The 13,533-nt window shown below is 39.7% G+C and carries 14 protein-coding genes; all 14 read right to left on the bottom strand.

Features of this window, described 5'->3' with window-relative positions:
* Positions 1 to 261: 261 nt before the first annotated feature.
* The 14 genes from lysS to ftsH all read right to left on the bottom strand — a co-directional run bounded on the left by lysS (position 262) and on the right by ftsH (position 13,495).
* Positions 262 to 1,761, bottom strand: coding sequence for a lysine--tRNA ligase (lysS, locus tag MF646_RS19145; protein ID WP_250098106.1), 1,500 nt, complete (start codon positions 1,759 to 1,761; stop codon positions 262 to 264).
* A gap of 130 nt (positions 1,762 to 1,891) precedes the next feature.
* Positions 1,892 to 2,893, bottom strand: coding sequence for a tRNA dihydrouridine synthase DusB (gene dusB / locus MF646_RS19150; RefSeq protein WP_250098107.1), 1,002 nt, complete (start codon positions 2,891 to 2,893; stop codon positions 1,892 to 1,894).
* 30 nt (positions 2,894 to 2,923) lie between these two features.
* A complete protein-coding gene (locus MF646_RS19155; protein WP_250098108.1) occupies positions 2,924 to 3,121 on the bottom strand; it encodes a helix-turn-helix domain-containing protein in 198 nt (65 codons plus the stop codon).
* The gene (gene folK, locus MF646_RS19160; RefSeq protein ID WP_250098109.1) at positions 3,091 to 3,600 is read right to left on the bottom strand and encodes a 2-amino-4-hydroxy-6-hydroxymethyldihydropteridine diphosphokinase; all 510 of its coding nucleotides are present in this window, start codon (positions 3,598 to 3,600) and stop codon (positions 3,091 to 3,093) included. The genes MF646_RS19155 and folK overlap by 31 nt, the downstream gene beginning before the upstream one ends.
* Positions 3,597 to 3,959, bottom strand: coding sequence for a dihydroneopterin aldolase (gene folB, locus MF646_RS19165; RefSeq protein ID WP_250098110.1), 363 nt, complete (start codon positions 3,957 to 3,959; stop codon positions 3,597 to 3,599). Before folB ends, folK begins: the two co-directional genes overlap by 4 nt.
* Positions 3,952 to 4,761 (bottom strand): dihydropteroate synthase, encoded by an 810-nt coding sequence (gene folP, locus MF646_RS19170; protein WP_250098111.1) that lies wholly within the window; start codon positions 4,759 to 4,761, stop codon positions 3,952 to 3,954. The genes folB and folP overlap by 8 nt, the downstream gene beginning before the upstream one ends.
* Positions 4,758 to 5,624, bottom strand: coding sequence for an aminodeoxychorismate lyase (gene pabC / locus MF646_RS19175; RefSeq protein ID WP_250098112.1), 867 nt, complete (start codon positions 5,622 to 5,624; stop codon positions 4,758 to 4,760). Before pabC ends, folP begins: the two co-directional genes overlap by 4 nt.
* Entirely contained in the window at positions 5,609 to 6,205 is a 597-nt protein-coding gene (gene pabA, locus MF646_RS19180; protein ID WP_250098113.1) for an aminodeoxychorismate/anthranilate synthase component II, read from the bottom strand. The genes pabC and pabA overlap by 16 nt, the downstream gene beginning before the upstream one ends.
* A 13-nt stretch (positions 6,206 to 6,218) precedes the next feature.
* A complete protein-coding gene (gene pabB, locus MF646_RS19185) occupies positions 6,219 to 7,667 on the bottom strand; it encodes an aminodeoxychorismate synthase, component I (protein ID WP_250098114.1) in 1,449 nt (482 codons plus the stop codon).
* A 145-nt stretch (positions 7,668 to 7,812) separates the two neighbouring features.
* A complete protein-coding gene (locus tag MF646_RS19190; RefSeq protein ID WP_250098115.1) occupies positions 7,813 to 8,469 on the bottom strand; it encodes a DUF421 domain-containing protein in 657 nt (218 codons plus the stop codon).
* Positions 8,470 to 8,591: 122 nt separating this feature from the next.
* A complete protein-coding gene (gene cysK, locus MF646_RS19195) occupies positions 8,592 to 9,515 on the bottom strand; it encodes a cysteine synthase A (RefSeq protein WP_250098116.1) in 924 nt (307 codons plus the stop codon).
* 129 nt (positions 9,516 to 9,644) lie between these two features.
* Entirely contained in the window at positions 9,645 to 10,520 is an 876-nt protein-coding gene (hslO, locus tag MF646_RS19200) for an Hsp33 family molecular chaperone HslO (RefSeq protein ID WP_250098159.1), read from the bottom strand.
* A gap of 20 nt (positions 10,521 to 10,540) precedes the next feature.
* Positions 10,541 to 11,305 (bottom strand): type III pantothenate kinase, encoded by a 765-nt coding sequence (locus MF646_RS19205; RefSeq protein WP_250098117.1) that lies wholly within the window; start codon positions 11,303 to 11,305, stop codon positions 10,541 to 10,543.
* Positions 11,306 to 11,503: 198 nt separating this feature from the next.
* A complete protein-coding gene (gene ftsH / locus MF646_RS19210) occupies positions 11,504 to 13,495 on the bottom strand; it encodes an ATP-dependent zinc metalloprotease FtsH (RefSeq protein WP_250098118.1) in 1,992 nt (663 codons plus the stop codon).
* Positions 13,496 to 13,533 lie beyond the last annotated feature (38 nt).

A 13,533-nucleotide genomic window follows, 5' to 3' on the forward strand; every position in this document is an offset into this window, starting at 1 on the left:
CGTGTCGTCTCATGGCGACTTTTGTATCATAACAAAACCAAATTGTAATGTCAACTTGTTTTTGAATTTCTTTAAGTCGTCTTGGCGACAAGAAATAATATAACATCCCTGTATTTTTATTGCAACCCTTTTTAAAAAAATATTTAAATTAAATATCCGAAAGAAGCTCAAAAATAAGTAAGAGGCATGAATCCAAGCTAAATATTTCACTAGAACCATGCCCCTTTTAACTATCCCGTTTTCAAAAGAAAACTAGAGCATTTACTCTCCTTGCTCACGGTGACGCATTTGCGGGAATAAAAGAACGTCTCGTATTGAAGGAGAATTCGTCAATAGCATAACTAGACGGTCGATCCCAATTCCAAGACCACCCGTCGGAGGCATACCATACTCAAGGGCTTCAACGAAATCTTCATCCATCATATGAGCCTCATCATCTCCTTGCTCACGTTCAACCAGCTGCTGTTCGAAACGTTCACGTTGATCAATTGGATCATTTAACTCCGTAAATGCATTAGCATGCTCACGGCCAACAATAAACAATTCGAAACGATCCGTAAAACGAGGGTCCTCTGGATTTTTTTTAGCCAATGGCGAAATAGCTAAAGGATGGCCATAAATAAATGTCGGCTGGATTAAATCCTCTTCGACAAAGTGCTCAAAGAACTCATTAACAACATGTCCATATGTCATTGTTTCTTTCACGTGTACATTATGTTCCTTCGCAATTGCACGCGCCTCTTCATCCGTCATTTCCTTCCAGAAATCCACGCCAGTCTTCTCTTTAATAGCATCAACCATGTGAACTCGTTTCCACTTTGGCTCTAGATCCACTTCATATTCACCATAAGTAACCTTAGTTGTTCCAAGTACTTCTCTAGCAATGTGAGCAACTAATTCCTCCGTTAATTCCATTATGTCATTGTAGTCAGCATATGCCTCATACAGCTCAATCATTGTGAATTCAGGGTTATGGCGAGTTGATACCCCCTCATTACGGAACACACGACCAATCTCATAAACTTTTTCTAAACCACCAACAATAAGTCTCTTTAAATGCAGCTCAATGGCAATTCGCATATAAAGAGTCATATCTAATGCATTGTGATGAGTGACAAACGGACGAGCTGAAGCTCCCCCTGCGATTGAATGCATTGTCGGAGTTTCTACCTCCAAATATCCTTTTGAATCTAAATAACGACGCATAGATTGCAAAATTTTACTGCGTAATACAAACGTATCTCTCACCTCTGGATTAACAATGAGGTCGACATAACGTTGACGATAGCGCTGTTCGATATCTTTTAATCCATGGAATTTATCAGGTAACGGTCTTAGTGATTTAGAAAGCAACTGAAAATCGGTAACCTTAATAGAAAGCTCTCCTACCTTTGTCTTAAACGCCGTACCCGTTACACCTACAAGATCACCAATATCGATTGTATTGAACAAATCATATTGCTCATCACCAACTGCATCTTTCCGAACGTAGATTTGCACTTGCCCTGTTAAATCTTGAATATGGGCAAATCCCGCTTTTCCTTTTCCGCGCTTTGTCATAATTCGTCCAGCAAGAGTCACTTCATGACCTGCCTCATCTAGTTCTTCCTTTGTTTGTTCACCGTATGCCCCGCTCATTGAAGTTGCCGTATGAGAGCGCTCAAAACGTCCACCAAAAGGATCTTGTCCTTGTTCTTGTAGTTTTGCCAGCTTGTCTCTACGTACAGCTAGCTGATCATTTAACTCAAGCTCTTGAGTCATATACATCATCTCCTCTATCATCAATCATTTTAGCCTATTTTGTCTGTTTTTATATGTAGAAAAACTGCCAGCGTATCACACTGACAGTTTAATAATTACAAACGAATTATAGTGAAGTCTATTAGAAAAGTCAAACAGCAGTTGATTCCTCAGCCACTTGAGCTTCTAACTCATCTACAAATGCATAAAGAGTTTTTGCTACATCATCTCTTGATTCAAAGCTATTAATTTTATCACGCACTCGACCGCTTCCGCGCATCCCTTTTAAATACCACGCTGCATGCTTACGCATTTCACGAACAGCAACATGTTCGCCCTTTAATTTGATAAGGCGATCTAAATGAATCATGCACACATCAATTTTTTCACGTGGAGTTGGTTCATCAGCAAGTGTACCATTCTCCAAGTATTGTATCGTTTGATAAAGCATCCATGGGTTCCCTAGCGCTGCGCGTCCAATCATAACGCCATCAACACCCGCCTCATCTAACATACGACGTGCCTCTTGCGGAGTCGTTACATCTCCATTTCCGATAACAGGAATGTTCACAGAGTCTTTTACATCTTTAATAATATTCCAATCAGCTTTACCCTCATACATTTGAACTCGTGTACGACCATGCACAGCCACTGCACTACCTCCTGCACGTTCAACTGCACGGGCATTTTCTACAGCATAGACATGATCAGAATCCCAACCGATACGCATTTTAACTGTTACAGGCTTATCTACTGCGTCTACTGTCGCTGCAACCATTTCATAAATCTTGTTTGGATCAAGCAACCATCTTGCACCAGCATCACATTTTGTGATTTTGGGCACTGGGCATCCCATGTTAATATCAATAATATCTGCATTCGTGTTTTTATCAACGAACTTAGCAGCCTCTACTAATGTTTCTTTTTCACCGCCAAAAATTTGTAAACTTAATGGCTTCTCACGTTCATCAACATATAACATGCTTAGCGATTTCTCATTTCCATGTAAAATCGCCTTATCACTAACCATCTCTGCACAGACTAAACCAGCGCCAAATTCTTTTGCGATTAATCGGAAGGCTGGATTACAAACACCGGCCATTGGTGCAAGCACAACTTGATTTTTCATTTCAATGTTCCCGATCTTTAACATACCTTTCACCTCCAAAAAACGGTTCTACTTTTATAGCAATTGAAACTTTGATATATTTAATACTTTCGCCATCTGTTCTAGCATTGTATCATTTGGCTGCCTATTGCCTCTCTCGATATCACCTAAAACAGACACAGACATCCCTACTTGTTTTGCAAATTCTTGTTGCGTATATCCTTTGAGCTTTCGGTAAGCTCTTATTTTTTTGCCATAGTTTGTGGATTCCATTTTCTTACCCCTTCTTTATCTGGTAGTTCATCATATATCTCTTGAATTGTTTGTTCAAGGTGCTCTGCGTATAGAGTCGGATGAATTTCCATAAGTGGGACAATCACAAATGCCCTTTCCCACATCCTTGGGTGGGGGATAATTAGGTTCTCCAACATCATATTCTCTTCGCCATACAGTAAAATGTCAAGATCTATTGTTCGAGGTCCCCATCTGATATCTCTCTCACGCCCACAGCGATGCTCAATTGACTGAGTAACTTCCAATATTTCCCTTGCTGACTTTGTTGTTCTTATATGCACGACCATATTCAAAAACGATTGCTGATTTACGTACCCAACTGGATCTGTTTCATAAATCGACGAACGTGTAATTAGTTGAATATCTTCTCGACTCTTCAGCAACTGTATGGCCTTTTCCAAGTGGTCAGCTCTATCACCAATATTTGACCCTAATGCGATATATACGTCATGCTTCATGATCTTGACCTCGTTATTTCTACAGCAACAGAATGATAATGTCCTGGAATCGGCGGATCCGGTTTTATCACTTTCACTGTAATTTCCTGTAACATTTCATAGGCGCTTAGTAAATCACTCGCAATCGTTTCTGCAACCGATTCAACAAGCTTGTAGGGTTTTCCCTCCACTACATCCTTAACTCTTTTGTAGGCATCACCATAATTAATGGTCGTTTGAAGATCATCTGTTGTTCCTGCTTTTTTTAAGTCTACACATAAAATTAAATCCACAATAAATCGCTGACCTAATTTGTTTTCTTCTTGAAAAACACCATGATAGCCGTAAAAAGTTAGCTGATTCATATAAATTTTATCCATCGCTTACACTCCCACCTACTAAAGCATCCATCATGGTTGCCATCCGAGACATTTCCTTCACATCGTGTACGCGCATAATTTGACATCCCTTCATAATCCCAAAACAAACCGTTGCTCCTGTCCCTTCTACTCGCTCATCAACCGGGAGATTTAATGTTTTAGCAATTAAAGACTTCCTAGAAGTACCGAGCAGTACCTCATATCCCATTTTTACAATTAAATCTAAGTTTCTCATCACTTCTAGATTTTCCTCATGACTTTTAGCAAAACCAATGCCAGGATCTAGTATAATGTTTTCTTTTGAAACACCAGCACGTAAACATATAGAAATACTTTCTTCTAAATCATGAATAACATCTTTCATGAGATTGCGATAAGTTGGATCATTCCGATTATGCATCAAGATAATCGGAACTTTATAATCCGCAGCGACTTTTGCCATATCCTTGTCCCATTTCGCTCCCCAGACGTCATTAATAATATCGGCCCCTGCTTCAATCGCAAGCTTGGCTACCTCTGCTTTGTATGTATCAATCGATATCGGGACATTGATTTCCTTTGCAACTGCTTCAATAATAGGAATGACTCGCCTTATTTCTTCTCCTACCTCAACTTGCTTAGCTCCTGGTCTCGTCGATTCACCACCGATGTCAATGATATCAGCACCATCTTCAACAAGTTTCTTACAACGTTCAACAGCAAGTTCTACATCTGTATATTTGCCCCCATCCGAAAATGAATCTGGCGTGACATTTAATATCCCCATTATACGTGTACGCTTACTCTCTAAGTCCTTACTCATTCGCTTCCTCCTTTAAGGTCCGCTCTACTCCAAAGCTGCTTCCGATAAATATGAAACGCTCGCTTTAATTGTTCAGTTAAAATCGATTCCCCTTTATACTTCTTTCCGTTAAAAGAGGACAAGGGTACAACTTCTTGTATCGAGTTTGTTATAAATGCCTCATCTGCATTCATTACATCGTCCAAACGATAAAAACCCTGCTCATACGAAATGCCTTTTTCCTCTAATACAGCAAGAATAAACTGTCTCGTAATCCCATTTAAAATCCCTGTCTTAATGGACGGTGTATAAACAACTTGGTTTTTCACCCAAAAGAGATTGGAAACCACTCCCTCTGCAACAAACCCATCCTCAGTTAAAAAGATCCCTTCCACTGTATTATCATCGCCTAATTCACGTTTTGCCAAAACATTATTCAAATAATGATGTGACTTTAACCGCATTGATCCTTCTGGAGTATTTCTCTTAATAGTTACTACTTTCGCTCGCTTCGAATTTACTTGACTTAAAGGGAGCGGCTTCATATAAACAATGACCGTTGGCTCCTCATACTGTCCTGTATACAAACCAAGATCTTGTGGGCCAGCTGATACATTCCACCTTACATACGCACTCTGTAAGTTATTTGCCAAAAGCAACCTTTGAATAATCTCTAAAACAACTTCCCGCTCCATCGACCAACTTATTCCTAACATCTGCAAGCCGGCCTGTAAACGCCGAAAATGGTCATCCAATAAAAATGGATGACCATCATCAACGCGAAACGTTTCAAACAGACCTAGACCGTACATATATCCATGGTCAAAAGCTGAAATTACCGCCTGCTCCTTGCTTACAATCTGACCATTTATATAGACGAACACGTTGATTTCTCCTTGCCATACGTTTCTAGAAAATTCCTCAAGAGCTGCTTGCCTTCTGCTGTCATAATTGACTCTGGATGAAATTGAACCCCTTCTATCGGCAAGTCTCGGTGGCGAATGGCCATAATTTCACCTTCATCTGTCTCAGCTGTTATAACAAAACAATCTGGCAGCGTCTCTTTCTTTACAATAAGCGAATGATACCTTGTTGCCGTCAGTGGGGAAGGCAGCCCCTTAAAAATGGTTTCATTGTTATGAGTAATATCTGACGTTTTCCCGTGCATCAAGCGTTCAGCACGAATGACGTCTCCTCCGAAAACTTGAGCAATCGATTGATGCCCAAGACAAACCCCAAAGATCGGGATTTTTCCAGCAAAATGCTTAATCGTATCTAAACTTACCCCTGCTTCGTTTGGACTTTTAGGTCCTGGTGAAATCATAATAAAATCAGGGGAGAGTTCTTCAATTTCCTCTAACGTAATTTGATCATTACGTTTAACAACTAATTCATGCCCCATTTCCCCTAAATATTGAACCAAATTGTACGTAAAAGAATCATAATTATCAATCATTAATATCATTAAAAACTCCTCCTCAACTCAAACTGACAATATCTTCACTCAACTCTTCTTCACTAGTCTCTAGCGCATGCCAAAGTGCTCTAGCTTTCTTTAATGACTCTTTGTATTCATTAGCTGCAATGGAATCAATGACAACGCCAGCACCAGCCTGTACGTGGGCTTTTCCATTTTTGCAAACCATTGTGCGAATAGCAATGTTTAACTCCATATTCTCATCAAATCCGATCCAGCCTATAGATCCAGTATAAATGCCTCTTCGCACAGGTTCAAGCTCTTCTATAATTTCCATCGTTCTCACTTTCGGTGCACCTGTAATCGTCCCTCCTGGAAACGTTGCCCGAATGACATCATAAAGGTCATGTTTATCCGATAACGTCCCTTTTACATTGGACACAATATGCATCACATGTGAGTACTTTTCAATCACCATCAACTCATCGACTTCTACTGTTCCATAAGCAGAAACACGACCTAAATCATTTCTTTCTAAGTCAACGAGCATAACGTGTTCAGCGCGTTCCTTTTCATTATTAATTAATGTCTCAGCTAGCTGTTGGTCTTCCTCCTCGTCCTTTCCTCGTGAACGAGTCCCAGCGATCGGTCTTGTACTTAACTCTGAACCATTTTTTTTAACCAATAGTTCAGGTGAGGCACTTACAAACTGAAATTGAGGGGTTTGAAAATAGCTCATATATGGAGATGGATTTAACTTTCGTAATACTTCATACACATGAAACGGTTCAGTTACCATTTCTTTTGATTGCCTTACCGATAAGTTAACTTGAAAGACATCTCCTGCCGCTATATATTTCTTAATCTTTTCAACAGCTTCACAGAAAGCATCTTCAGTTAAGGAAGACTGAACAGTAGTTGCTCTCTCCTTCTTCTTCCTGCTTCGTACAACTTCCTTCTCGTTAGCTACTTTCCACTGCTTTGTATATTGTTCTACTTTCTTCTCTAGCATCTCACCCTCATGCTTTTGTCCATGAACGATGACCCACATGACTTCTTTGTCATTATCATAAACAAACACTTCGTTAAAAAGCATAAAATATAAATCAGGTAATGCTAAGTCATCTTCCCCTATTTCCGGTATGTTTTCGATTTCCCGGACAATATCATATGAAAAATACCCAATCGCTCCACCTTGAAAAGGAGGAAGTTCCGGAATTGTCTCTTGAGTATATGGCGCAAGAACTTCTTTTAAACTTTCAAGTAACGGCCCTTTTTTCGTTTCAATGTGCCCACCCTTTTCAAAAGACAACGTCTGTCCTTTTCCAGAAATCGTTGCAAATGGTCTTAGTCCGATAATATGATAACGTCCCCCTCTTCCACTCTCTAATAGAACATGTTGAGGTTCACTTGCTGCTAATGTCTGGTAACTTTCAAACCACTTTTCTTGACTAAGAGAGAAAGACTTCACTCTGCTTGTCCGGTTTAATGATTTCGTCTTATTCTGCAATGCCTTCACTCCCGTCTCGATTTCCTTTTTGTCTATTCTACATGAGAACTTAAGAGAGGTAAAAACAAATTATTAAAGAGTCTGTCCAAAAAGGGGTGATTTCTCTCTTTTTGGACAGACTCTAACAATTTCACAATTTCACAAATCACTTGCCAACAGTTCTCTTATCTTTCTCTTCTATAAAAAACTCCCCTTTCATGTAGCTACAATAAAAAATATCTTTAATTTGTTCATACCCTCTTTTTGCTAATTCCGATAACAACCACTCTTTTGTTTTTTCAATGACCTTTAAGTGATCGTCTTGGATAACACCATCTTGGATTAACGGGAGAGTGAAGACAGAACTCGTATCTTCTTTCCGGAAAATTGATAAGTTTCCTGACCTTTCTAAAATAGCAAAATCAACCTGTCTAATATCAGAAATTCCTTTTTCTCTAAGTTGGAATAAGACATCATCAAGGTTGTATCTCTGCTTTCTCATATTTGTTTGATTGATCTTGCCTTTTTCTATAATCATGACTGGTCGACCCTCAATGAGATCCCTAAATCGTTGATCTTTTAAGCTCACTGTTGTGAGTATTACTTGAATTAGGATTAATAAGAAAATAGGAGCTAACCCCCTCGCCATTGAAACTTCTGGATCTTCAATAGCAATAACGGCAAGCTCTGCGATCATAAGAGAAACGATAATATCTAGTAAACTTAATTCTCCTAATTCCTTTTTTCCCATAAATCTAAAAAACGTTAGAATGATGATAAACACTACAATTGTCCTAAGCAAAATAACAATAATTTCACTCACTTTTCGTATGCTCCTTTCACATTCTAATCAACTCTTATCGTTCCCCCCAAATGCAATTCAATGCACTTTAATCAACACAAAAAGACTATGAGGCCTACCCTCATAGTCTTTTTCGCTATACATTAGTCTTCAAATTGATATAGTGGTGTACTTAAGTAACGCTCACCGTTTGAAGGAATAATTGCTACTACTTTCTTACCTGGTCCAAGCTTCTCAGCAAGCTGAAGAGCTGCATAGATCGCTGCACCAGAAGAAATTCCACCTAGGATTCCTTCTTCACGCGCTGCAGCACGTGCATATTCAAACGCTTGTTCAGTTGAAACTTGAATAACTGAATCGTAAATATCTGTATCTAAGATTTTCGGTACAAATCCGGCACCGATCCCTTGGATTTTATGAGGTCCAGGGTTACCACCTGAAAGAATTGGGGAATCTTGTGGCTCAACTGCTGCAATGTGAAGATTCGGGAAGTTTTCTTTTAGTACCCCACCTGCACCTGTGATTGTTCCACCTGTCCCAATACCAGAAACAAATCCATCAATTTGTCCGTCAACTTGCTCAAGAAGCTCTTTTCCTGTTGTATTACGGTGAATCTCAGGGTTTGCTTCGTTTTCAAATTGTTGCGGCATAAAGTGACCTTCTTCTTTCGCAAGTTCTGTCGCTTTGCGAATCGCTCCACCCATACCTTCTGGTCCTGGAGTTAATACTAGCTCCGCACCATAAGCACGTAATAAGTTACGACGCTCCATACTCATTGTCTCAGGCATAACTAATTTTGCTTTATACCCTTTTGCTGCTGCAACCATCGCAAGTCCAATCCCTGTGTTCCCACTAGTAGGTTCAACGATTGTAACTCCAGGCTTTAACACGCCAGCCTTTTCTGCCGCTTCAATCATTGCAAGCGCAATACGATCTTTAACACTGCTTCCTGGATTCATATACTCTAATTTCAAATAAACATCTGCATGCTTATCTGATACAAGACGATTTAATTTAACTAATGGTGTTTGGCCGATAAGTTCTGTAACTGAATTTACAACTGTCATAAATGACGCCTCCTCAATCCCTAGTAACTTTATTGGTTTTATTAAGATTATAGTATCAGACGTTTTCTGATAAGTCAATCAACATGTTACAATTTCCCTATTTTTTTCAGGTGAGGTTTATTAGTTGTTTTATGCTTGCTCTAATAATTCTTTTAATTCCTCAGCTGTTAATTTATACACTTCGTTACAGAAATGACAAACGGTTTCTGCACCTCCATCTTCATCAATCATCGCCTGAATTTCGTCTTTCCCTAAACTGATAATGGCATTTTCAACTCGCTCTTTCGAACATTGGCATTTAAATGCAATTGGTAACTTATCAAGGATTTTCACATTGTCATCACCAAGTAGTGCATAAAGCATTTCTTCTGGCGGCATGCCAGCCTCTACCAGCTTTGAAATCGGAGGGATCGAGGAAAGACGTTTTTCAATCTCATCAATTATTTGATCATCAGCTCCCGGCATGATTTGAATGATAAATCCACCTGCTGCTAAAATCGAATTATCCGGGTTAACAAGCACTCCTACACCAACAGAGGATGGCGTTTGTTCAGACGATGCAAAATAATACGTAAAATCTTCTCCTAGTTCACCTGAGACGAGGGGTACACTACCTGTGAAATTCTCTTTTAATCCTAAATCTTTTACAACGGAAAGAAACCCATCTGTACCAACAGCACGCGCAACATCCAGTTTTCCTTGGCTATTTAAGTCGAAGTGAGTTTGCGGATTTGTTACATACCCTCTTGTCTCGCCTTTTGTATTAGCATCAATCACGATCGCCCCGATTGGACCTTTCCCTTCAATTTTGACCGTTAGCTTTGAATTACCCTTTAGCATCGTTGCCATCATCGTACTGGCCATCATCGCACGACCTAAGGCAGCGGACGCTGTAGGCCATGTTCCTTGCCGTCTAACTGCTTCATTGACCATATTTGTTGCAACTAATGAGTACGCTCTTACTTTTCCTTCAAATCCAATAGCTTTAATTAAATAATCTTCCATAATCATATTTCCCTTCTTTTTTAAGCATTTTTTTCGTAAATCATTTGTAACCCTTTTAGCGTTAAGTACGGTTCGACTACATCAATAGTCTCTGTTTCCGAGGCTATTAATGAAGCCATTCCCCCTGTTGCAATGACTGTTGGAACCGTACTAGCTTGGGCTTTCATTCTGTTAACAATACCGTCTACTTGGCCTACATAACCGTAAAATATTCCCGCTTGCATCGCGTGGACAGTATTTGTTCCAAGTATATTCTTTGGCTTTGCTATTTCAATTCTTGGTAATTTCGATGCTCTTGTATATAATGCTTCTGTTGAAATTGAAATCCCTGGTGAGATAGCTCCACCCATATATTGTCTATCCTCATTAATGTAGCAATATGTCGTCGCTGTACCAAAGTCAACAACGATAAGCGGACTGCCATAAAGGTGAATAGCTGCAACTGCATTCACAATTCGATCCGCGCCTACTTCTTTTGGATTGTCATATTTAACATTTAAGCCAGTCTTAATACCCGGACCAATGACCATTGGTTTAATGCCGAAATACTTTTTACACATTAGTTCTAACGTGTACATGATCGGGGGAACGACTGAAGAAATAATAATTCCCTCTATTTCTCCAAACGATAATTTTTCATGTTCGAATAACCCTTTTAATGACATGGCCCACTCATCTTCTGTCTTTTGCCTACTTGTTGCAATTCGCCAATGATAGCGTAACTCTTTCCCCTTATAGACACCTAGTACGATGTTTGTATTTCCTACATCTACTACCATTATCATATGTACTCACCGCCAACTTCTCTCTATACTAAAGGCTATCTCTCCTATTTTGTGCAAATCAACACAATAACAGACAGACCAATTTTAATTTACCAATGTTCATTATAAAACAAGCAACATTTTTATGCTTCCATTTGGACTTGCAGATTGTCCCACAGCGAAACAAAAAGAGGATGCCAATATGACATCCCCTGTTTATTATTCATCTTTTTTCTTATCTTCAGCAGAAGGCTCCTCATCTTTCTTTTCATCAACCTCTTCCGGAGTTGTATCTTCATCCTTTTTAGAGTTGATATTCACCTTCATATCCGCCTCACTGCCCCCATCTAAATACTTATTTGTATGATGGTTATCAGGAAGCTTTCCTTCGTTAATTAACGATTTAATTTGCTCTGCATCAAGTGTTTCGAGCTTTATTAATGTCTCTGCAACAAGATCTAAACTTGCCTTATTCTCAGTCAAGATCTGTTTACAACGTTCATAACACTCTTTAATAATCTTCTGTACTTCTAGATCAATCTCATGAGCGAATGCATCACTATAATTTTGTTCATTCTGAATATCTCGGCCTAAGAAAACCTGCCCACCAGAATTGCCAGAACCAAACTGCATTGGCCCCATCTTTTCACTCATTCCATACTCTGTCACCATCTTACGAGCAATTGCCGTTGCTCGTTGGAAGTCATTATGAGCCCCTGTACTTACTTCACCAAATTGAACTTCCTCAGCAACACGCCCTCCGAGTAGTCCGATAATCTTGTCAAGCAACTCAGGTTTCGTCATAAAGTAACGATCCTCCTTAGGAAGCATAACCGCATAACCACCAGCCATACCCCTTGGGACAATGGTAACTTTATGAACCATGTCAGCACTCTCAAGCTTAACACCTACAACCGTATGTCCAGCTTCGTGCCAAGCAACAATATTCTTCTCCTTAGGTGAAATGACACGACTCTTTTTCGCAGGTCCAGCTATAACGCGATCGATCGCTTCTTCAACATGAATCATATTTACTTTTGTTTTATTATTTCTTGCGGCAATTAAAGCAGCTTCATTTAATAAATTCTCAAGGTCTGCACCAGAGAATCCTGGAGTTCGTTCTGCAATTGCTCTTAAATCAACATCATCATCTAATGGCTTGTTACGAGCATGTACTTTTAAGACATCTTCACGGCCATTTACATCTGGACGGTTAACTTGAATTTGACGGTCAAAACGCCCCGGACGTAATAAGGCAGGGTCTAGGATATCAGCACGGTTTGTCGCTGCGATGATAATGATCCCTTCATTTGCACTAAAACCATCCATTTCAACAAGCAACTGGTTTAATGTTTGCTCACGCTCATCGTGTCCGCCACCAAGTCCAGCTCCACGTTGACGACCAACTGCGTCAATCTCGTCAATAAAGATAATACATGGTGCATTCTTTTTCGCGTTCTCAAATAAATCACGTACACGAGAAGCACCGACACCAACAAACATTTCAACGAAGTCCGAACCACTAATTGAGAAGAACGGTACGCCCGCTTCACCAGCAACTGCTCTTGCAAGCAATGTTTTACCCGTTCCTGGCGGTCCAACTAAAAGAACCCCTTTTGGAATACGTGCACCAATAGCAGAGAACTTACGTGGATCTTTCAAGAATTCAACAACTTCAACAAGTTCTTGCTTCTCTTCATCGGCCCCTGCAACATCTTTAAACTTCGCTTTCTTCTTATCATCACTTACTAGCTTAGCTTTGCTCTTTCCAAAGTTCATGACACGGCCACCGCCGCCTTGAGCTTGGCTCAATAAGAAGAAGAATAAGATGAAGATAATGATGAAAGGAATGATCGATGTAAAGAATGTAACCCAACCACTTGTCTCATCAGCAGGCTGAACATCGACATCAAAGCCACCAGCAGCTCCTCCAGGTCCAAATAGCAGGTCTGCAGTTTGCTCACTTTGCAGGACATATGTTTCAAAATACTCTCCCTCTTGTTGGTCAGTAAATTGTCCTCGTATTAAATAAACTTGCCTTACTGGCTTAACAGAAAGCTCATTAACCTGACCTTGCTCAAGTCTTTCAGTAAATTCAGTAAACGTAACGTTTTCAACTTGCGCTTGATCAGTACTAAAGACATTTACAATTCCAATAATAACGAGAAAGATAAGTAAATAAAAAATAGTATTACGGAATATACGATTCATCCTTGACCTCCTCCCACGACAATACAGCTTTGTTTATC

It is taken from the genome of Halalkalibacter alkaliphilus (assembly GCF_023555415.1).
Lineage (GTDB): Bacteria > Bacillota > Bacilli > Bacillales > Bacillaceae_D > Halalkalibacter > Halalkalibacter alkaliphilus.

Coding starts and splice junctions, on each gene's coding strand:
- MF646_RS19155 (WP_250098108.1), bottom strand. CDS start 3,121: ATGGAATCCACAAACTATGGCAAAAAAATAAGAGCTTACCGAAAGCTC.
- folB (WP_250098110.1), bottom strand. CDS start 3,959: ATGGATAAAATTTATATGAATCAGCTAACTTTTTACGGCTATCATGGT.
- ftsH (WP_250098118.1), bottom strand. CDS start 13,495: ATGAATCGTATATTCCGTAATACTATTTTTTATTTACTTATCTTTCTC.
- pabA (WP_250098113.1), bottom strand. CDS start 6,205: ATGATATTAATGATTGATAATTATGATTCTTTTACGTACAATTTGGTT.
- MF646_RS19205 (WP_250098117.1), bottom strand. CDS start 11,305: ATGATAATGGTAGTAGATGTAGGAAATACAAACATCGTACTAGGTGTC.
- lysS (WP_250098106.1), bottom strand. CDS start 1,761: ATGACTCAAGAGCTTGAGTTAAATGATCAGCTAGCTGTACGTAGAGAC.
- folK (WP_250098109.1), bottom strand. CDS start 3,600: ATGAAGCATGACGTATATATCGCATTAGGGTCAAATATTGGTGATAGA.
- cysK (WP_250098116.1), bottom strand. CDS start 9,515: ATGACAGTTGTAAATTCAGTTACAGAACTTATCGGCCAAACACCATTA.
- dusB (WP_250098107.1), bottom strand. CDS start 2,893: ATGTTAAAGATCGGGAACATTGAAATGAAAAATCAAGTTGTGCTTGCA.
- hslO (WP_250098159.1), bottom strand. CDS start 10,520: ATGGAAGATTATTTAATTAAAGCTATTGGATTTGAAGGAAAAGTAAGA.
- folP (WP_250098111.1), bottom strand. CDS start 4,761: ATGAGTAAGGACTTAGAGAGTAAGCGTACACGTATAATGGGGATATTA.